Genomic DNA, 21532 nt, shown 5'->3' with positions numbered 1-21532 from the left:
TATGAACGAGACTACTGCTGCAATTCCTCCGGTCGAAAACTCGGTAGAATACGTCGATGTTCCGGCGCCCACCCCCAAAGACCTGACGATCGGTATTGATATTGGCGGTACCGGTATGAAAGGCGGTATCGTCGATCTGCGAACCGGTAACCTGGTATCCGAGCGTTTTCGTATTCCCACCCCGCAGCCAGCAACCCCACAGGCTATCGCACAGGTGGCACGCCAGATTGTTGATGAGCTTCAATCACGTGAGATAGCGCCAGAGCCTTATTCTGCTATCGGCGTCGATTTCCCCGCCGTTGTGAAGAATGGTGTGGTTTTCTCAGCTGCAAATGTTGATCCCGCCTGGATTAACACTAACCTTGAGCAGCTCATCAGCGACGCTCTGGATTCAAGGACTGTTTACGGCATTAATGATGCTGATGCCGCAGGTCTTGCCGAAGCCACCTACGGGCAAGGACGAGACAAGACGGGGCTCATCGCCGTTATCACTTTAGGAACCGGTATTGGTTCCGCCCTGATTAACAACGGGGTTTTGGTGCCGAACACCGAACTCGGACACCTTGAAATTGACGGGTATGATGCGGAGTCCCGCGCATCCGCGCGAGCACGCGAAGTTCATGATCTTTCGTGGAAGAAGTACGCCAAAAAGCGTCTGCGCCGGTATTTCCAGCATGTTGAAGCGTTGTTCTCCCCTGACCTTTTCATTATTGGTGGAGGCATCTCAAAGAACCCCGAAAAATTTATGCCCTACTTCGAGGACGAGATTCGTACCCCTATGGTGATGGCGACTCTGCGCAATAATGCAGGCATCGTGGGCGCTGCGCTTTGGGCTGGCGGAATGCCTTCCGAACGTCAGCGGCGCGGCGAACTCTAAAGCCCGTAAAACTTCATAAAGCGCGAACAGATAGTATTTTGACGAACAGATAGCCGATTGCTATCTGTTCGTCAAAATACTATCTGTTCGCGAGGAGTAGCTGTTGAAGTTTTAGAGGAATGTCCCCTGAAGCGGGTTGCTCTCGTTTGATTTCCCGGAGCGAGCCTTGGTAGTTTTGGCGGTATTTTTCTTCGCGGGCTTCGCGTCTTTATTTCGTTTGTCTTGGGAAGTTTTATCCGAAGAGGCTACCGCGTCCTCGGGAGGCTCGGCATCTCCCACGCGGTCCTCACGCAGAAGAGCGATCGCGGATTCAAAGTCTTCAAGGTTCTCGAACGCTTGGTAAACGCTAGCAAAGCGCAGGTAGGCTACCGCATCCAGTTTGGAGAGCGGTTCAAGGATGGTAAGTCCCACTTCGTGCGCGTTAATTTCGGCGAGTCCGCGGGCCCGAATAAGTTCTTCGACTTCTTGAGCAAGTTTTGCCAAATCGTCTTCGCCCACCGGACGCCCCTGGCAGGCTTTACGCACACCGGCAGCAATCTTAGAACGGTCGAAGGGCTCGGTCACACCGGAGCGTTTAATGACGGAAATAGTGGTTGTTTCAACGGTTGTAAAACGCCGACTGCACGCGGTACATTGACGACGACGGCGGATAGCCGCACCATCGTCGGTAGTTCGCGAATCTACTACGCGAGAGTCTGTGTGTTTGCAGTACGGGCAATACATGGTGTCTCCTCAGGTGGGCGCTGTGCAGCACCCGCGTCGAGCATCATCATTCTTATTTTACCGATGCCGTCAAGAGAACCGTCAGAGGCTTGTGTCCATCCTAGCCACGCCCACGATGGTTTAACACCCAGCATTAGCCCGCCGTGTAGATCTCTGAAGAGCTGACCTAACGGTTCGGTAAGGATTATCCAGGGGAATTACCCCTCCTGAATAAGCCTTACCCATACCGCTAGATATTGAGGGCTTCTCCCCTACCGGCGAATGCAGCTGGGACCGAAAATCGTCTTAATCTCACCAAAGAGGCTGGGATTGGGATCAACTCGCACACTCGAATCCAGAAGGACCAGCTGTTCTTTATCACGAGTGCGCAGGAGCATCCGAACATCCACATTCCCGCGATGATCACGCAGAACGTCCTTCAGTTCCTTGAGACGGTCCTCCGTCACATGGTACTCGGGCACCGAAATCGTAATCGGGGCGCCGCGACCATCATCGCTCAGCTCAAGAATCTGCATTTCCTGAGCGCTCATATTCACGCTACCGTCATCACGCCGCTGAATACGGCCCTTAATAGAACAAATCAGGTCATCCGCCAGGGCATTGCCCATCGTCTCATATGCACGGGAGAAGAACATGACGGTCAGGGTAGCACCCGATGAGTCCTCAAGCTCTACCGACGCATACTGATTACCGCTCGACTTGGCAATACGCCGCGAAACGCTCGTGAGCATGCCCGCGATCGTTACCACTTCGCCGTCGCGAATATGCGAGTCCTCGTCGATAATATCGTGCACGGATGCGGTTGCCGCGTCCGAAAGCGCACGTTCCAGACCGCGCAGTGGATGATCGGAAACGTACAGACCCAGCATTTCACGTTCGAAATTCAGTTTCTCGCGGCGTTCCCAGTCGGGAATATCTGGAACGGTCACCGAAAGATCGTCACCGAGCGCATCATCCATGCCCAGGGAACCGAAGAGGTCAAACTGACCTGCTGCCTCTTTGCGTTTCACGGAGACTGCAGCATCTACTGCCGACTCGTGCACCAGAGAAAGAGAACGGCGAGTATGTTTCAACTCGTCGAAAGCACCCGCCTTAATCAGCGATTCTATGGTGCGTTTATTACACACAACCAGCGGAACTTTCTTCAGGAAGTCGTTGAAAGACTCAAAGTGTCCCTTCTCTTCGCGGGCTGCAATCATGCCGTCGACCACGTTTGCGCCCACGTTACGAATAGCGCCCATGCCGAAACGGATATCCTTCCCCACAGGCGCAAAAGTCAGGGTGGATTCGTTCACATCCGGGGGCAGCACGGTAATACCCATGGCACGGCATTCGTTGAGGTATAGAGCCAGCTTATCCTTGTTATCGCCCACACTCGTTAGCAGAGCCGCCATATATTCCTGCGGATAATGCGCCTTCAAATAGGCGGTCCAGTACGATACCAAACCGTATGCCGCAGTATGGGCTTTGTTGAATGCGTAATCGGAAAACGGAAGCAGAATATCCCACAGGGCCTTAACTGCGCCCTCCGAGTACCCGTTAGAAATCATGCCATCGTGGAAAGCCTCATATTGTTTATCCAGCTCAGCTTTCTTCTTCTTACCCATCGCGCGACGCAGCAGATCCGCTTCACCCAGCGTATAATTCGCAACCTTCTGGGCAATAGCCATCACCTGCTCCTGATACACGATCAGGCCGTAAGTGGTATCAAGAATTTCGGCAAGCGGCTCTTCAAGCTCGGGGTGAATCGGCTGAATCTCTTGCTTACCGTTCTTACGGAGTGCATAGTTCGTGTGCGAGTTCGCGCCCATAGGTCCGGGGCGGTACAGGGCAAGCACAGCGGAAATATGCTCGAACTCTTCGGGCTCCATGAGTTTAAGCAGGCTGCGCATTGGACCGCCATCGAGCTGGAATACGCCTAGGGTGTCACCACGCGCCAGTAGGCGGTAGGACTCTTTGTCATCAACCTCTAGGTTTTCGAGGTCTATCTCTATGCCGCGGTTCATCTTGACGTTATCTAGCGCATCAGAAATAATCGTCAAGTTGCGAAGACCCAAGAAGTCCATTTTGATAAGACCCAGACCTTCACAGGTGGGGTAATCAAACTGGGTAATAACCTGCCCATCAGCCTCGCGGCGCATCACAGGGATCACGTCAGTCAGGTTTTTGCTCGACATGATAACGCCCGCGGCGTGCACGCCCCACTGACGTTTCAGACCTTCCAGACCTTTTGCGGTCTCGAAGACTTCGCCGTAAATCTTATCGACCGGGTCCTCGATAAGTGCACGCAGATCGCCCGCTTCGGAGTAGCGCTTATCTTCGGGGTTATACACATTGGCAAGTGCAATGTTCTTACCCATAACGTCCGGCGGCATCGCCTTCGTGAGGCGCTCACCTACCGAGTAGGGCTGATCCATCACGCGAGAAGCATCTTTGAGCGCCTGCTTCGCTTTAATGGTTCCGAAGGTGACGATCTGTGCGACTTTGTCTTCGCCATATTTCTCGGTCACATAGTCGATCACTTCGGCACGGCGGCGATCGTCAAAGTCCACGTCGAAGTCGGGCATCGACACGCGGTCGGGATTGAGGAAGCGCTCAAAAATCAGGTCGTGATTGAGCGGGTTCAGATCGGTAATACGCATGGCGTAGGCGACCATCGAGCCTGCGCCGGAGCCACGCCCTGGGCCCACACGGATACCGTTGTTCTTTGCCCAGTTGATAAAGTCAGCCACCACCAGGAAGTATCCGGGGAATCCCATGGAGGTAATAACGCCTACCTCATATTCCGCTTGTTCACGTACCTTATCGGGCACGCCATTGGGGAATCGGTAGTGCAGTCCTCGTTCAACTTCCTTCACGAACCAGGATTCTTCGTTTTCCCCCTCGGGTACAGGGAAATTCGGCATATAGTTCGCTTTGGTATTGAACTCGACGTTGCATCGTTCAGCGATTTCAAGAGTGTTCTCGCAGGCCCCTGGAACATCGCCGAATATCTGATACATCTCTTCCGGCGAGCGCAGGTAGAAGTTGTCAGCATCGAATTTAAAGCGTTTAGGGTCGGTCAGGGTCGAACCAGACTGCACGCACAGAAGTGCAGCGTGCGCGGTGTGATCTTCTTGGCGAGTGTAGTGCAGATCGTTCGTCGCGACAAACGGCAGGTTAAGCTCTTTGGCCAGACGGTGCAGATCTGCTTGCACATTACGCTCGATATCAAGCCCGTGATCCATGACCTCGCAATAGAAATTGTCCTTGCCAAAGATGTCACGGAATTCTGCTGCCGCTGCGACTGCCTCTTGGTACTGACCCAAGCGCAGACGAGTCTGAATTTCTCCGGAAGGACATCCGGTCGTGGCGATGAGCCCTTTAGAGTAGGTTTGCAGTACTTCGCGGTCCATACGCGGCTTGTACAGCTGACCTTCCAGAGAGGCGACAGATGATGCGCGGAAAAGATTGTGCATGCCCTCGGTGGTTTCCGCCCACATAGTCATATGGGTGTATGCACCACCACCGGAAACATCGTCGCGAGAGCCATCGCCCCAGCGCACACGTGAACGGTCGGTACGGTGGGTTCCGGGAGTCAGGTACGCTTCCACACCGATAATGGGTTTAATGTCATTGGCCTTCGCTTGACGCCAAAAGTCGAACGCGCCGAAAAGGAACCCGTGATCGCTGGTGGCCATAGAGTCCATTCCGAGTTCCCGTGCGTATTGAAAGAGGTCGCCTAGGCGGGCAGCGCCGTCCAGCATGGAATATTCGGTATGCACGTGCAGATGCGCGAAGCCCTTCTTAGCCACGTTTTCTCCTCGTTAGCTGTGGTTGTTGGTCTCTTAGTGTGCTGACTGAGTTTTAGTTATGCTCTAGTAATGTTCCCGGTGCGAAGTGTCTCAAGTGCATAGTCTAAATCCTGCGGGTAGGGACTCTCAAACTTAATGTGCTCTCCAGTTCCCGGGTGGGTAAAGCCTAGGCGATGTGCATGCAACCACTGCCGGGTCAGACCAAGTTCGGCGCTAAACCGGGGGTCGGCTCCATAAGTGAGGTCGCCGCAACAGGGGTGCCGTAATGAAGAGAAATGCACACGGATCTGGTGAGTCCGTCCCGTTTCTAAATGCACCTCAACAAGAGAGGCAGACCCGAAAGATTCCAAAGTTTCATAGTAGGTAATAGAAGAACGTCCATCCTCAATAACGGCGAATTTCCATTCATGTCCGGGGTGCCTGCCGATAGGAGCATCAATAGTCCCCATGAGAGGATCCGGCAGTCCTTGTACCAGGGTATGATATACCTTCTCAACGGTACGATCCTTAAAGGCACGTTTAAGCTCGGTATATGCCCGCTCGCTGCGCGCCACCACCATAAGCCCGCTAGTGCCGACGTCCAGCCGGTGCACAATCCCCTGACGCTCCGCCGCCCCGGAGGTAGCCACGGTAACGCCTTCTCCCAGAAGAGCCGAAAGAACAGTGGGTCCATGCCACCCGTGAGAAGGATGCGCGGCAACACCAGCAGGTTTATCGACCACCACAATATCGTCATCGCAATAGACTATGCCGAAGCCATCTACCTTTTCGGGCTGAATATCGGCAAGGTCACGCGGAGCAGGCGCATTCACAAACACAGTCTCGCCCGCGGACAGTTTATGCGACTTACCGATTTTCAGCTCATTTCCACGCTGAACCACACGCACATGCCCGTCGCGAATCCAGCTGGATGCGCGGGTACGCGGTATCTCAAGGGCACCGGCGAGAGCAGCGTCCAATCGCATACCTACTAAAGCCTCAGAAACATCGAACTCGGCGGTTATGCCTGCTGGCGCAACATTATCGGTCAATTATTCCCCTTCGGAGATCTTCTGAGTTTTCACGTGGGTAGATAGTGCGGAAGCCTTCTTCGCAGAGGATTTAGCACGTGTACCAAGCAGCGTTATGCCACGGAAGTTAAGCAGTACGATTAAAGCCATACAAACGCAGATCGCCGAATCGGCAATATTAAAGATGGCAAAGTTAGGCACCGAAATAAAGTCCACCACGTGTCCCATACCGAATCCTGGCTCACGGAAAAGACGATCAAAAAGGTTTCCGAGAACACCGCCCAGCAGCCCTCCAAGGGCAAGGGTCCAGTTCAGAGCCCGCGTCCTTCGGAAGAGGTAAAGGACGGTTGCCGCGGCAAACGCCATAATAACCGTAAATATCCAGGTTGCATTCTCGCCGAGAGAAAAGGCAGCGCCAGAATTCCTGATGGAATACCACCACAGAAGACCATCGATCACGGGGATGCGCTCCCCAATCTGCATCTTGGTAACCACCAGAAGTTTTGTGCCCTGGTCAATGAAAAAAATAGTAAGAGCTGTTAGAATCCCGACTACCCATGCGCCGCGTGATGAGAGTATGCGCGTAACAGATTTATGCGATGCTGTTGAACCAGCGGCAGACGCAGTGGTCTCTTCAGATTCCATGTATCTCCTCGGTGAAGGGCAATGAGCAGGGCGGCGGATGTTGTACCTGAATTCGCCCTCCTCTAGCTTATCTTAAGCCAGGTATAAACAACCGCCCGCAAAGCCAGTAGCAAAGTTCTTCTTGCCACGGATGCGGACGGTGTTTATAAAAAGGTATCGAAGCTTAGAGCTTAGCGAGCATCTGCTTCAAAAGACTTAAGAGTCTTCAGCTCTTCAAGCTGAGAGGTGAGGTGTTCCTGCAACTTCGAACGGTAACGCGACTCAAAACCACGCAGGGATTCCACGGTGATTTCCAAACTGTCACGCTCATCGGTGAGCTTGGAAAGAACCTCATCACGCTGAGAACGTGCAGCTGCCACCAGATCTTTAGCTTCTTTCTCACCCTTAGCAACGAGTTCTGCACGGGTTTTTTCACCCTGAGAGACGTATTCGTCATGGAGTTTCTGGGCCATGGCAAGCAGACCTGCTGCATCCTGAGCGCCGCCAGCAGCAACGGGTGCTGGGGTGCTGGTCTTATCCTGTGCAGCGGACTTAGCCGTTGCGGACGAAGAAGACGTATTGTTGGTCGCCGGAGTTGCCGAACCAGACTGGGCGGCTGCAAGCTTACGCTTGAGGGATTCGTTTTCGGTGTACAGCGCGCGGAGCTCAACAACAAGCTCATCAAGGTAATTATCAACCTCATCGCGGTCGTACCCGGATTCGTTTCTCACAATTTTGAAGCTCTTGTTAATCAGATCTTCGGGGGTGATAGCCACAGCTTATCTCCTTTGGAATAAAGTTATCTGTGAATAGGTTTTGGGATGCCCATAAATTTATTAAATAAACTTACGGTGCTGGCTAGGGTACCGCCCATTATTCTACTCTTCTCTACACTTCAAGACCCGATTTTCCAGGAATTCGGCGCAGAGAACCTCTTACCATCATAGTAAATGTATTTCCTGACGGAAAGTCTGCCTCGCCGTTATTGCTTCATACATCTTTATGCATATCAGAAAAATTTATGCTTTGACCAGGAAATATAACTGTTATTTAGCGTGAAAAAGTTAGTGTCAAAGAGGTCATCACTGACAATAAAAGTCCCACGCCTAAAATCAGAATCAGAAACCCAGTATCAAGGGCGAAATTACCAATACGCAGTGGCGGTACAACCTTGCGAAGCTGGTTCATCGGCCAGTCCGTCAGAGCATACACTCCAGAGGCGCACAGCAGGGCAATCCCTCGCGGACGCCACCCCGGCACAAAGACACGCACCCAGTCCAGAAGCATCCGCAAGAGCAACCCAATGTACAGAATGTGCAGGGCTATGGTAATGATGGCGAAGATGTACCCCATGCATTACCCCTGGTCAAAAGGAAACGGGCCCTCAGCCTCAAAAGCGCCCGGTGCCGGAGTCGTGTCAGCCCCCAGTACCTCTAGGTTTTCGGGGGTTAGCAAGAATACCTGCCCGGTCACACGTTCAATGCGACCTGAGAGCCCGAATGCGAGTCCGGAGGCAAAGTCCACAAGACGTTTAGCATCCGAATCGCTCATTTCAGCGACATTCATAATCACGGGAATATTCTCACGAAACGCTTCACCAATAATTTTGGCGTCGTTGTATGAGCGGGGGTGGATTGTTGTAATGCGGCGCAATTCGTCCTCATCTTCCTCGTAGGGGTATCCGGCACCAAGACCCTCGTCAATGCCGTAAGAGTTCACATCAAGCTCATGAACTTGATCGTAGCCGGAGGAAGGGTAGGGGTACTCGTCGGTCTCGTAGTGATTTTGCACCTGGTATTCCTCTCGGTTAGTTTTCTGTTCCCGGTGTGGGATTGGCGTGTAAGTCGCGGCAAACTGGTTGGTTTCTTGCCGCTGAGCTGAAGTTTGATAAGCAGACGATGCCGTAATCGCTTCTGATTCTACAGATAGTGGCTCCGCAGCGCCCGTTGCCTGTGGCATAGCTGCGGTATCAGGGTTAGCAGATGCTGGTGTGGGTAATGCATTCAGCCGGATTCCAGGTGATGGAGCGGGAGTTTCAGTGGAAGGAATAGATGCCTCATCCGTCGAATCATGACTATGGACATCCTGCATACCTTCCGATAATTCTTCAGTTTCCGACCCATAACGAGTCACGCCGAAGAAAGAACCGAGGCTATTGGCAAGTTTGCCACCGCCTTGTTTCGCCATTCTTTACTCTCGTTTCGCAGTCGTACATTCACATATATGCGGGAGATTCGCTCCACCGATACCTGAGATTCTAACGTGGGAAATAGCACCGCACATGCTGTCGGTTCGACACCGATTATATATGTTCACAGAGAATTTTGGGGGTATTCCCACGGGCTTTATTGACGATGATGCATATTCTTAAAGACGACGTCAACCAGCCCTCACAGGTGTATATTCTACCAGCGCTTGAAAATCCTATCAGCGTATTTCTCATCTGCTGCATACCTTGCACAACAAAACCTGGTAAAAATCTAGGCGTAATCTCGCTTCCCCATGATGTCGCTTCCTACCCGCACACACGTAGACCCCCAGCGAATAGCGGCTTCTAAATCTGCACTCATGCCCGCCGAAATCTGATCTGCATGCGGGAACTCGGCGCGCAGACCCTGCGCCAATTCCCAGAGTTTTTCAAAGGATTCGTCAGGGTTCGCACCCAGTGGCGCCACCGCCATAATACCCCCACAGCGTAATTCTTCTTGAGCTTCGATACGCTCAGCAAGCTCTAAAATCTCGTCTTGGTCCGTTCCACCACGCGCCCCTTCCGATGCATGCCCGGCCGTTGCCTGCGCTTCAAGCGAAACCTGAATCAGACATTCTAGAGCTCCTTGGGATAGAGCCCCTGGGGCGTCCTGCTCCCCCGCCTCATAGCGAGCTACTTGGTTGCGATAGGCTTTTGCTAAAGAATCAATCAGAGACGCACGATCTACGGACTGTACCTGATGGGCATATTTTACGACGGACTTTGCCTTATTTGTTTGCAACTGCCCAATAAACGCCCAGTAAGCGGGGTCGTCAGGTTTTTCGATGGCTCGAAGAGCACGAGCTTTAGGAGCCGCCTCTTGATCACGGTTCTCACCAAAAATACGTACCCCCTGGGTGTAAAGCGCTGCTACATCAGAGGCAGGGAAAAACTTGGTCACGGTGACAAGGTGAACTGTAGGGCTATGCTCGGTGCGCACACCACTGGTATCGGCTTCAGCATCACGGACGCGCGCCATAACCCGTGCGTAGTTATCCGCAAGCTGCTGCGCACGTTCCGAGGTGTACGTCAATGTCTGTTCTTCGCTCATCATCAGTCCCCTTTACCGATATACCCTCATACTCAGCTTTTCTTCGATTTTAAGATCTTAGGAAGGTTTCGTCACCCATACGAGCCCAGCGATACGTCCGGGTGCTTCACCTCGATTCATAAATCCTCGATGCGAAAAGAGGCTGGTGCTTTCATAAGTGCAGGCTGCCAAGTCGGTAGAAACCTCTATCTTCAGCTTATTCAAGAGAGCAATCGCTCCCGCTGGCAAATCTAAAGCTGGTGTTCCTTGGCTTGTCTGAGCGTATGTTTCGGGAATCTGCTGTGTCGCATGTTCGCGCATATCTTCGGGTACCTCATAGCAGCTTCCGCATATACTAGGCCCTAACCACGCGTGAATCTGTGTTGCGCCCTGCTCTCGCATCGTCGCAACTGTGCGTTGAATAACTCCTGCAAGTAGCCCAGGACGCCCTGCATGCGCCACAGCAATAATGGGCACGTCATGTGGGGTAGATTTCTCTCCCACGAACACGAGTGGAATGCAGTCAGCAACCATAATAGCTAGAGGCTGACCCGTTGTACTGTAGGCAGCATCTGCTTGCGGAGCCTGCTCGCGTAATTGATCGGCACGTTTCAACGTATATGCCCCACACTCGTCATTCGGAGAAATCTGAGTAGTCAGAATATGATCGGCGCATACAATATCTGCACCATGTACTTGATTGAGGTAGAGGAAAGGAGCTGAACCACAGAGACTTTGTACATCAGCACGGTTTTTCAGCGTTGCGGTATGGGGCTCGCCCGCATTAACATGAAGCCCCAAATTACCGGCCGACCGTGAAGTAAATCCGATATGCACGGTATATGGGCCGCTGGTATAAGTTCCTGTGGAGTAAAACGGGTTGAGGGTACTCATGGTTCTTTCTGCTGTCATAAGGTCAAAGCATACACAAAGGAGCCAGGACGTATATGTCCTTGGCTCCCTTATGTCTAAAAAGGATGTGTGCGACTTACTTCAAGAAGTCGGGCACATCGAGGGTATCGCGCCGTGCCGGGGATTCTTCCACGACGGGCGGTAGATCAACATCAAAGCCAGCTGCGGCAGGAACATCATTCTGCTGAGTACCATTCTGCGCACCGCCGAAACCATATCCGGTTGATGCGGGAGCTGCAGGAGCGGCCTGCGCAGAGCCGCCGAATGCCTGCTGGGTACGCTGCGCCTGAGCATTTGCCGAAGCTGAACTGTTAGCGTTGGTGTTAGTCTCAGGGTTGACGGCGTCAAATCCAGCGGCAATAACGGTCACACGTGCTTCATCACCCAAGGCGTCATCAATCACAGCACCGAAGATAATATTTGCGTCAGGATGTGCGACTTCCTGGACCAGGCGGGCAGCCTCATTGATCTCAAATAGACCGAGATCGGAACCGCCCTGAATGGAGAGGAGTACACCGTGTGCCCCATCAATGGATGCTTCCAAAAGTGGGGATGCGATAGCAAGCTCGGCGGCTTTAACAGCGCGGTCTTCACCAGCGGCAGAGCCAATGCCCATCAGAGCCGAACCAGCCCCCTGCATAACAGACTTAACGTCTGCAAAGTCAAGGTTGATCAGACCCGGAGTAGTAATCAGGTCGGTAATACCCTGCACACCGGAGAGAAGAACCTGATCTGCCGATTTGAAGGCGTCAAGCATCGAAACGTTGCGATCAGAGATAGAGAGCAAACGATCGTTCGGAATCACAATGAGGGTATCTACTTCATCACGAAGTGCAGCAATGCCGGTTTCCGCCTGGTTCGAACGGCGACGACCTTCAAAGGTAAAGGGACGAGTTACCACGCCGATCGTGAGGGCACCCAAAGAGCGTGCAATACGTGCTACAACGGGAGCACCGCCGGTACCGGTGCCGCCGCCTTCACCTGCAGTCACGAAGACCATGTCTGCGCCCTTGATAACCTCTTCGATTTCCTGGGCGTGGTCTTCAGCAGCCTGACGACCGACCTCGGGGTTTGCGCCCGCTCCGAGACCGCGAGTTAGTTCACGACCAACATCAAGTTTGACGTCAGCGTCAGACATCAAAAGTGCCTGAGCATCTGTGTTAATAGCGATGAATTCTACGCCTCGCAGGCCAACCTCGATCATGCGGTTGACTGCATTGACGCCACCGCCACCGATACCGACGACTTTGATGACTGCCAAGTAGTTCTGGGGAGTTCCAGCGTCCATTTATCCCTCGATTATTTCGTGTAAATCTCTAGAAAAACCCAAGGGTTCAAGTAGAACCTTAGTCTTCCTAACCTCATAGTGACTTTATCTGCAAGGATACCAACAGTTTCACCAGGTTCCTAGTTGCCTGAGGTATTTGACGTGCATTATTTATAGATTTTTATAAAAAATCTATCTTTTTACCCGATGCTTAACCATAAGGTTAAAGGCTAACGAGTAACCGGAACACGCGGCGAAGAAACATCATAAGTGTTTACTTTATTAGCGGCTCGTCCTTGTTGTGCGGTTTTTGACTGGTCCTCACGTACCGCCTCCATCAGCTTAGTTAAAACCTTAGCTTTAAGGTCACTCTCTTCAGCTGTACCCCACTGCACGACAACCCCATCCTTCAAGGTTAAGTTAATATTTGAGGTTGAGCTTGCCCGTGCCTCCTTCACCTGCGTCAGGATTGATGAGGGCAAAGCAGAGAGCACATTTGCAACCGTGCGGAAGGCCGCAGAATCCTGGGGAACTTCCTGTCCAACATCGACAAGCGGAACATTGATTCCATCAGCATTCTCAACTTCACGAAGTTTGATTCCCTCACTATCAACAACCACATATTTCCCGTCCTGATGAATGACGGCAACAGGGGTACGCTCTTTGAGGGTTACAACTAGTTCATGCGGAGGATGCGCCTCAATCTGCACGCCGCGCAGTACATGCTCCTGGTCGATAAGTTCACGCACCTTCTGATCATTAATACGAGTCAGCGGCGTGCCCTTGAGTGGTTCCAGTTTCTGCTCAACCTGCACGCTATCCAATAGCGAAGCGCCTTCAACTCGAATAGTCTGAACAGAGAGCAGCGGAGAATAAAAGACCAAACCGATATATAGAAGCACAGCAAGCATGAACGCACCAAAGCCGTAAAGGAGTTTCCGCAATCGAGTGAGCGGACGTCGGCGCTTCGAAGTCTGACTCTTACTTTGGTCTTCTGCCAAAAGCCCGTCGAGCCCGGGGTCATCGCGTAATTGGGCGATACGCCCCTGCTCTTCGCGGATCTCCTGTTCCCGCGCTATCTCGGTTTGGCGTTCCTTCTCACGTTCACGACGCCATCGGCCAAAGGTACTAGACGTAGATTTCGCCGATTGTGAATCCAGCTCATCCGATTCAGATTCCCCTGCATCCAGACGTATATCACGGTCCTTGGGCTCTGAAGACTCAGAATACGTTGCACGGGAAGAACCCGTCTGGCTCTTATTTTCGGTATGAGTTTCTTGCTCAACAGGATTCGTCTGATTCTGAGGGCTCGCACCGTCAGAAGATTTTGACGTATCTTCAGCAGGTTTAGCTTTCTTTTTGCCGCGAACAACCGGTAACTTCGGAGTACGTATCGGCGAGGTTGCAAACGCTTCCGTGCCCGGTTTTCGCTCTTGACGTCCTTTAGCCACTATTACTCCTTAGGGTAACGGGCATGTAGCTCATGCAGAATACGCTCTCCTAATGCGGTAACATCACCTGCACCAATGGTCATAATAATATCGCCTGGAACAGCACACATAGCAATATCTTCAATGGCTGCAGCTGCATCCGACGCATAATGCACCTCAGAAAATCCAGCACCGGTGATAAGTTCACTCGTGACTCCCTCAATCGGAAGTTCCCGGGCAGGATAAATATCCAGTACATACGAACGATCAGCCTTCGAAAGAGCCTGCGCGAAATCGGCGGCAAATTCTTGGGTACGTGAAAACAGATGCGGCTGGAAAACCACATAGAGGTTATGCCCATCGGCAACCGTGCGGCCGGTCTCAAGCGCACGGAATACCTCTGTTGGGTGATGAGCATAATCGTCAAAGACTTTAATACCCGCTACGTCACCACGCAGAGTAAAACGTCGATCTGCTCCTACGAAGCCGTATAACGCGGCGGCCGCGTCCTCAGGTTGTGCTCCAGCGAGAAGAGCGGTAATAAAAGCTGCCGCTGCGTTCAACTGATTGTGAATACCGGGTACCCGCAGCTGAGCATCCTGTTCGCCTTCGTAATGTTTACTCGCGCACTCGAAAGACCAGCGCAGTGTTGCCGAAGACTCTGAGCCGTGGCTCGTAATGCGTGAAACCCGTAGATCAGCCTCAGTAGACTGGCCGTAAGTTACCACTTCAATCCCAGCATCGCGCGCACGTTCTGCAAGCGCACGAGCGCCTTCATCATCCCAGCATGTCACCAAGACGCCCCCAGAGGCCATAGAGGCAACAAAACGGTTAAACGCCTCATACACGCGTTCGGGAGTTTCGTAGAAATCCAAGTGGTCAGGTTCAACGTTGGTAACCACTGCGATCGCAGGCTGGTAGCGCACAAAAGACCCATCGGATTCGTCAGCCTCTGCTACAAACCAAGAGCCTTCACCAGTGGCCCCCAATCGCGCGTTGCTGCCGTATCCTGCAATAACTGTTCCTACCGCGAAAGACGGGTGAAACCCTAACTTATCCAGCATGACGGCAATCATGGAACTGGTTGTGCTCTTACCATGCGTGCCAGCAACCGCTACAACCTGTGATGCTCCCATAGCGGCAGCCAAAGCCTCAGAGCGGTGCAACACCCGAAGGTTCTGAGCACGAGCCGCAATCAGTTCGGGGTTATCTTCGTGAATGGCCGTTGAGATAACAACGGTATCAATATCGTGAATATTCGCAGCATCTTGGGGAGTATAAACACGAGCGCCCGCTTCACGTAAAGCCTGAATAGTCGCCGTTTCTGCTCGGTCAGAGCCGCTTACGGGAATACCAGCTTTCAGCATTAACGTTGCAATAGCACTCATACCGGCACCGCCGATCCCTATAAAATGCACACGTCCCAACTCCTGCAGAGATGCGCGCGCGGGAAACGGCGGGTTCAGGGGCTCAGGAAGCACCATGTTAAGGTTCATCAGTTCGGACATTTATTTAACCACCTTCAGGGTTGCCTCAGCCATAACATGTGCGGCATCACGAATGCCCAATTTATATGCTCGACGACCCATTTCTTTTAACTTCTGAGCATCAGCCATCAACGATGGAATTTCACGGGCAAACCACGCCCCGGTCATTTTCTTATCTTCGATGAGAAGCGCGGCTTCTGCCATAACCAGAGAACGAGCATTGAGACTTTGTTCACCATTACCAAACGGGAGCGGAACAAAAATTGCGGGTACACCCACCGCAGCAACTTCGCTTACGGTTGCGGCTCCAGCACGGACTATCAAAAGATCGGCGGCGGCATAAACATCCTGCATACCGTGGCTAAACTCAATCTGACGATAATTTGGGGCTGTAACGGGCTCGCCTGAATCATCCACGATAGCTTTGCCTTTACCAGTAATATGCAAAACCTGAAAACCCCAGTCCTCAAAATTCGTAATGTTCTCAGCGACGGCATTATTAAGGCTTTGTGCGCCTAAGGAACCGCCCGTCACAATCAGAACAGGCTTATCGGGGTCAAGACCTAGAGTATGCCTCGCCTGTGCTCGTGCCGCTCGACGGTTCAGATGCGCGATCTCATCTTTCATGGGCATACCCACAAGTTTGGCGCGAGGGAAAGGGGTGTTGGAGAAAGCCACACCCACAAACTTCGCTAGAGGACCACCCAGTTTATTTGCTAAACCTGGTTTTGCATTAGCCTCGTGAATAACAACAGGAATGCGGGAGAAAAAAGCGGCAAGATATGCTGGCGGACACACATAACCGCCTACGCCTACTACAACATCTGCATTCGCATCTTTGAGAATTTTACGGGTTTGCGAAATCGCTTTTGCGAATCTTGGTAAAAAGGTTAATGCGTTAAGCGATAGGCTTCGGGGGAAAGCTACACGCGGAATAAACTCAATATCAAATCCAGCTTCAGGAACTAATTGAGCTTCCATCTTATCCTCGGTGCCAAGAGTCAGAATATTAGCTTCCGGCTCGATCCGGCGGATTTCGCGTGCTATAGCAAGCATCGGGTTAATATGACCAGCGGTGCCGCCGCCAGCGAGGACCACAGAGGGTGCCTTAGACATAGATAATAACTCCCAACAAATACATTCACCTCATTTTACGACATAGCAGGACTAACCCCGTAGTGAAAGAATATGAAGTCGGGTATATACCCACGTCCCGAGCCTGGTATTCCTCCTTTCCCTATTCCAGGGGCTATGAGTGTGAACCACCCTGGCCAGGTTTACGGCCTCGCGGGTTCTGCTGACTCTGTGAAGGCTGCTGCCGACGTATCTGACGTGATGCTCCCGCCGAAGGTTGCCCGGAAGAAGACGTCGGGGATCCTGGATGCAAAGGTCGCAACCCGGCTGGCAAACGTCCCGATGACGAAGAGCGGTGACGCGCTCGATTGGCATTTGTCGGCTTTTGTGGATTCTGCAGGGGAATCGTATCTTCGTGGTCTGCAGGAGTCATTCGTTGCTTGCCCGGCGCAAGACGATGCTCAGGATGCACATCTCCCTTACGGCGTAGCTGAGGAACCCGTTCATGGGTATGCAATCCATTTGGATGTTCCTCTTGGAACCGCTGCTCACGAAGTCGCTGCCGTTCACGCTGAATACGCTGCTCTTCATGAGCGAGAGCTTCCTGATGCTCCGCCTCACGGCGGCGCTCAGCAGCACGATCGGCACGTGCTTGAGCGCGCTGCTCATACGTCTTGCGAGTATGCTCACGCTGTCGCTGGGTTATGCCCAACCAGGATGGCAGTTCTTTGACTCTACGCAGTAAGCCCCCACCCCAGTATTCTTTACCAAGAGCTCCACCGGCTTCTTGCAGTTGAAGCCGCTCATCTTCAACGATGGCTTGAAGAGACAGTCGTCGCTTCCAGTCTTCATTAGCGCGTCGCACTTCGCGAGGTGTCTGCTTCGTTAAATCGGCGGCTGGTATAGGCCCGCCGACAAGTGGAGTTTGACGTGCAAAAGCATAAAGCATCCCTGCGGCAAGCATTGATGAAATCAAGGATGAACCGCCGTATGAGATAAAGGGAAGCGGCACGCCGATCACAGGCAAAATACCGGAAACCATCGCCATATTCACGATAGCTTGGGTAGAAAGCCACGCAATAATACCGCCCGTGGCAATACGAATAAACGGGTCTGCTGTTCGGGCAATAATGCGTAATGCGCAATAGATCAGACCCAGGTACAAAAGCACCACGGTAAGCGTACCCAAAAGCCCCAGTTCCTCGCCGATAATGGCGAAAATGTAATCGTTATGTGCTTCGGGTAAATAGTTATACTTCTGACGGGATTGTCCTAGCCCAACGCCCCAGAACCCACCGGTTGCCAAGGCGACCCCGCCAGCCTGAGATTGATCACAGACAGAACCGGTGCACACGCCGAAAACACTCATCAGTCGTTCACGACGGTTTGAACTCGAAATTGACCCCGCTACGGCACCCACGATCAGAATAATCGAAAGCCACACCATAGTCTTACGGTTTGCGCCCGCAATATATACCATGCCCAAGAAGATAAAGGCATAGACAATCACGGTACCGAGATCTTTACCGGCCAGAATAAGCAGCATCAAGGGCAAGAGTCCAAAAAGTGCGGGAAAAATTGCACGAGATGTCTTCTCTTTGAGTTTACTGCCCTGCCGAGTCATGACCATCGCCATCCACAGCACAATAGCAAGTTTAGAAAACTCCGAAGGCTGAATCTGAATGCCGCTGAACCTAATCCAGTTACGGTTGCCATTAATATCGGTACCGATAGCAAGAACGGCAATTTGGGCAAGAATCGCCAGGGCTAAGAGGATATTGACAACCCACATTTTGCGGTACCGCTGTACTTTCAAGACTGCTATAGCCCCTAATGCGGCGGCGCCTAGAGCGGCAAACATTACCTGGCGAGTTACCTGCGAGAAAGGGGACATCCCTTGTGAAATCATGCTCACAGATGATGCAGACAGTACCATGATCACGCCAAAAACTGTGAGACCAGCGCATACTAAAAGAATCAGTCGCGGCACATCCGCTAAATCGCGCGATGCGGAACGCTTATAAAGAGACGAGATAGCGTTATGCAGAAAAGAACCGAGCCTCGTTGAGCCGTTCCTGCCCTGGCGCTGTGCATGACTTACGCCTCCACGGGCCGACGAGTGAGTCTGACCGGGTGCATTACTCATGCGCTCTCCTCTTCTGTGTCTTGACGCGACAAACTCGATAGATTTTTCCTACAGCAGAAAAGTCTACACGGCGTTTATCGTTTCAGAGCAATCAATATGCCTTCAGTTACCGACAATATGAGATTTGACCGCATCCACAAAAGCGTTGCCACGAACGGCATAATTGTTAAATTGGTCCATCGAAGCAGCGGCAGGCGCCATGAGTACTGTATCACCCTCAGCGGCTAGCTCTTCTGCTTTGACTACGGCAGCTTCCATAACATTAACCCCGTCAGAGGGATCATCCGCCGAAGCCGTCATATTATAGGTAGGAACATGGCTTGCATACTTCGCCAAAGATGTTTTAAGTCCCGCCGTATCAGTGCCAATGATTAATACTGCTTTCAAACGTGAAGCATGCTGAGCTATAAGATCATCATACTCCACCCCTTTAGAAAGACCTCCAGCAATCCAAATCAGCGAAGGATAAGCGCTCATTGAAGCGTTAGCGGCGTGTGGGTTAGTAGCCTTAGAATCGTTGACCCACTGGATTCCATCGCGGTAAAGCACCGTCTGATTACGATGCGCACCAGGCTTATAAGAACGCAGTCCATCCCGCACAGCCTCAGGAGCAATATTTGCAGCACGACATAATGCGGCAGCGGCTAGCGCATTCTCCACGGTGTGCTGTGCGGGAGCTTGACCGGGAACGGGCGCTAAATCTTCAAGAACACCAAGCTCAAGTGCCTCGCTGTATCGATTCTTCAAAAACGCACGGTCAACAATAATGTTTTCCGCCAAGCCCAACATGGAGACTGAGGGGATCTCGGTTGAGCTAATACCGATGGCACGGGCACCTTCTATAACGTCTGCTTCTTCGACCATACGCAAAGTATCAGCATGATCGGTATTGAAAATACACGCTGCCTGAGTATTTTCGTACACACGTGCTTTATCGGCCTTGTAAGCCTCAAAGGAACCGTGCCAATCGACGTGATCTTCCGCTACGTTAAGCACCACGGAAGCGTATGGCGACAGTGAAGAAGTCCAATGCAGCTGAAAGCTCGAAAGCTCTACCGCAAAAAATTCATAGGGTTCATCGTCGGCAACAGCGTAGACTGCTGGCATGCCCACGTTCCCAACCTGCAGAGATTTTTTACCGGCTGCTTTAAGAATCGAATCGACCATGCCCACGGTCGTAGTTTTCCCATTGGTTCCCGTCAGGCACAGCCACTTTGGAGTAACCCGACCTTGACGTTGATTCAGACGCCATGCCAGTTCGATTTCACTCCAAATTTGGATACCCCGTTCATAAGCATCGAGCATGACCAGGCTATCTGGACGGATTCCTGGCGAAGTCACGATAACATCCGGGTCTTGATCATCGACACGAGGCACACATTCCATGTATTCCTCACCAAATAAACCCGCCACGTTTCCATAGGCCTCTTGGTAAATTCGGATGCGCTCTCGCTTTTCCTGCGTATCTTGCGCATCAATAGCGGTAATGTGGGCCCCCTTCTGGGCCAGCACATCCACTGCAGCATCGCCGCTGGTGCCGAGGCCTATCACGACAACCTTCAGCCCCGCCCAAGGCCCGTCCCAGGTAGTGAGCTCAGCAAGCCGAGGATTATTGACGACTGGATTGACGGCGATAGCATCTGCATATTGGGCACGCTGTGCCTGATACTTGGAGGCCCGCTGCGAGTTCTTAGCGTCAGGCATTAGTGAATCACTCCAGACGTCTGTGAGAACCAATCTCCAAAGAAAATTGCAAGAGCAACCAGCACACAAAGCGCATTTGCAATCCACAGACGGAATACCGAGTTCACTTCACCACTGCTGACAGAGCCGGGGACAAGACCCTTCTTATCTATGGAGTATCTTCCGTTTGCACCGGTTTTCTCAAGATGATGGTGGAAAGGAGTCATGCGGAAGAAACGGTAGGCATGAGGAATTTTATCGCCAACAGATACAGAACGTTTACGGCTAACTTTGAAGACAACTTTCTGCACAATCACCGAAAACACTTCCAGAACCGGCACAAGCGCGATAATGGGAAGCAGGAGCTCGGTACGGGTGAAAATAGCGAAGGAGACCAGTGCACCCCCCAAAGCAAGAGAACCAGAGTCTCCCATAAAGATTTGTGCCTTAGAAACGTTCCACCATAGGAACCCGGCGAGGGAACCAACAAGTGCGGCTGCAATAAGTGCCAGCGACCCTGGATCCCGCACATCATAGCATGCATTTCCCGCCCCACCGCTGCAGGCATGTACGTATTGCCAGATAGTCATGGCAAGGTATCCAGTAAAGATGGTCATCGTTGCGCCACCCGCAAGTCCATCGAGACCATCAGTGAAATTCACGGCGTTAGTGCCCGAAAGAGAAATCAGGGTAATCCACAACACCATGAGGATAGTACCGCCTATAGCCCCAGCAGCCATGAAGTCGAACGGAAGATCACGCACAAACGAAATCGCCGTCGAGGCGGGGGTCACTCCCGCCGCATTAGGAAATTGAAACACCAAATACGCAAAAGGAAGAGTCACCGCCAGCAGACCAATAGTCTTCTGGTTCTCGGTAAGTCCTTCGTTCCCCTGGTTGCGGAACTTCATAATATCGTCGGCGGCACCGACTCCGAGCATTCCTAGTGTAAACCCGAGGGTCAATAAAGCCGTCGCACTAGGAACCGGCGAGGTTCCAAAAACCGCAGCGTTAATCAGCAACGCAAGCAAGTAGGCAACAACGGCGGCTGGGATAAAAATAAGACCTGCCATCGTGGGCGTCCCCGCCTTATGCTGATGCGCGGCGGGGCCTTCTTCACGAATCAGCTGCCCCAACTTGAGCTTCTGCATCTGCTTGATGAAGAGCGGTATTGCTGAGAAGGAGATAATAAACCCTAGGATTCCAGCAATAAGCACAGTAATCATG

General features: G+C 52.2%; 16 protein-coding genes and 1 pseudogene. 1 reads left to right on the top strand and 16 read right to left on the bottom strand.

Going from position 1 to position 21532, the window contains the following annotated elements:
* Nucleotide 1: 1 nt before the first annotated feature.
* Nucleotides 2–877, top strand: a complete 876-nt coding sequence (gene ppgK, locus HMPREF3016_RS00435) for a polyphosphate--glucose phosphotransferase (RefSeq protein WP_070739317.1) — start codon at nucleotides 2–4, stop codon at nucleotides 875–877.
* Nucleotides 878–988: 111 nt separating this feature from the next.
* Here the strand turns inward: ppgK and nrdR are convergent, their stop codons facing one another.
* From nrdR to mraY, 16 genes and pseudogenes are all read right to left on the bottom strand, one after another.
* Nucleotides 989–1600 (bottom strand): transcriptional regulator NrdR, encoded by a 612-nt coding sequence (nrdR, locus tag HMPREF3016_RS00430; protein ID WP_013398850.1) that lies wholly within the window; start codon nucleotides 1598–1600, stop codon nucleotides 989–991.
* A 251-nt stretch (nucleotides 1601–1851) separates the two neighbouring features.
* On the bottom strand, nucleotides 1852–5394 hold the full coding sequence (gene dnaE, locus HMPREF3016_RS00425) for a DNA polymerase III subunit alpha (protein WP_013398849.1): 3543 nt from the start codon (nucleotides 5392–5394) through the stop codon (nucleotides 1852–1854).
* 56 nt (nucleotides 5395–5450) lie between these two features.
* A complete protein-coding gene (locus tag HMPREF3016_RS00420) occupies nucleotides 5451–6359 on the bottom strand; it encodes an RluA family pseudouridine synthase (RefSeq protein WP_246828402.1) in 909 nt (302 codons plus the stop codon).
* A 66-nt stretch (nucleotides 6360–6425) separates the two neighbouring features.
* The gene (gene lspA / locus HMPREF3016_RS00415; protein WP_070449493.1) at nucleotides 6426–7049 is read right to left on the bottom strand and encodes a signal peptidase II; all 624 of its coding nucleotides are present in this window, start codon (nucleotides 7047–7049) and stop codon (nucleotides 6426–6428) included.
* A gap of 170 nt (nucleotides 7050–7219) precedes the next feature.
* A complete protein-coding gene (locus HMPREF3016_RS00410; protein WP_013398846.1) occupies nucleotides 7220–7804 on the bottom strand; it encodes a DivIVA domain-containing protein in 585 nt (194 codons plus the stop codon).
* Nucleotides 7805–8078: 274 nt separating this feature from the next.
* The gene (locus tag HMPREF3016_RS00405) at nucleotides 8079–8381 is read right to left on the bottom strand and encodes a YggT family protein (RefSeq protein ID WP_004004398.1); all 303 of its coding nucleotides are present in this window, start codon (nucleotides 8379–8381) and stop codon (nucleotides 8079–8081) included.
* A 3-nt stretch (nucleotides 8382–8384) separates the two neighbouring features.
* A pseudogene (locus tag HMPREF3016_RS11175) lies at nucleotides 8385–8696 on the bottom strand (cell division protein SepF); the annotation flags it as partial.
* A gap of 812 nt (nucleotides 8697–9508) precedes the next feature.
* Nucleotides 9509–10330 carry a YggS family pyridoxal phosphate-dependent enzyme gene (locus tag HMPREF3016_RS00395; protein ID WP_070449491.1) on the bottom strand — a complete coding sequence of 274 codons (822 nt, stop codon included), beginning with the start codon at nucleotides 10328–10330 and terminating at the stop codon, nucleotides 9509–9511.
* Nucleotides 10331–10384: 54 nt separating this feature from the next.
* A complete protein-coding gene (locus HMPREF3016_RS00390) occupies nucleotides 10385–11200 on the bottom strand; it encodes a purine nucleoside phosphorylase YfiH/LACC1 family protein (protein ID WP_070449489.1) in 816 nt (271 codons plus the stop codon).
* Nucleotides 11201–11294: 94 nt separating this feature from the next.
* Nucleotides 11295–12506 carry a cell division protein FtsZ gene (ftsZ, locus tag HMPREF3016_RS00385; protein ID WP_004004394.1) on the bottom strand — a complete coding sequence of 404 codons (1212 nt, stop codon included), beginning with the start codon at nucleotides 12504–12506 and terminating at the stop codon, nucleotides 11295–11297.
* Between the two features lie 209 nt (nucleotides 12507–12715).
* Nucleotides 12716–13936, bottom strand: a complete 1221-nt coding sequence (locus HMPREF3016_RS00380; RefSeq protein WP_246828394.1) for a cell division protein FtsQ/DivIB — start codon at nucleotides 13934–13936, stop codon at nucleotides 12716–12718.
* Nucleotides 13937–13938: 2 nt separating this feature from the next.
* Nucleotides 13939–15423 (bottom strand): UDP-N-acetylmuramate--L-alanine ligase, encoded by a 1485-nt coding sequence (gene murC / locus HMPREF3016_RS00375; protein WP_070739311.1) that lies wholly within the window; start codon nucleotides 15421–15423, stop codon nucleotides 13939–13941.
* Nucleotides 15424–16518, bottom strand: a complete 1095-nt coding sequence (gene murG, locus HMPREF3016_RS00370) for an undecaprenyldiphospho-muramoylpentapeptide beta-N-acetylglucosaminyltransferase (RefSeq protein ID WP_048751959.1) — start codon at nucleotides 16516–16518, stop codon at nucleotides 15424–15426. It lies immediately after the preceding gene.
* A gap of 133 nt (nucleotides 16519–16651) precedes the next feature.
* Entirely contained in the window at nucleotides 16652–18622 is a 1971-nt protein-coding gene (locus HMPREF3016_RS00365; protein ID WP_070739308.1) for an FtsW/RodA/SpoVE family cell cycle protein, read from the bottom strand.
* 102 nt (nucleotides 18623–18724) lie between these two features.
* Entirely contained in the window at nucleotides 18725–20326 is a 1602-nt protein-coding gene (gene murD, locus HMPREF3016_RS00360; protein WP_070739305.1) for a UDP-N-acetylmuramoyl-L-alanine--D-glutamate ligase, read from the bottom strand.
* Entirely contained in the window at nucleotides 20326–21531 is a 1206-nt protein-coding gene (gene mraY / locus HMPREF3016_RS00355) for a phospho-N-acetylmuramoyl-pentapeptide-transferase (protein ID WP_048754838.1), read from the bottom strand. The genes murD and mraY overlap by 1 nt, the downstream gene beginning before the upstream one ends.
* Nucleotide 21532 lies beyond the last annotated feature (1 nt).

Source organism: Rothia sp. HMSC065D02, from assembly GCF_001815285.1.
Lineage (GTDB): Bacteria > Actinomycetota > Actinomycetes > Actinomycetales > Micrococcaceae > Rothia > Rothia dentocariosa.
This window is presented reverse-complemented; position numbering and strand designations above follow the sequence as displayed.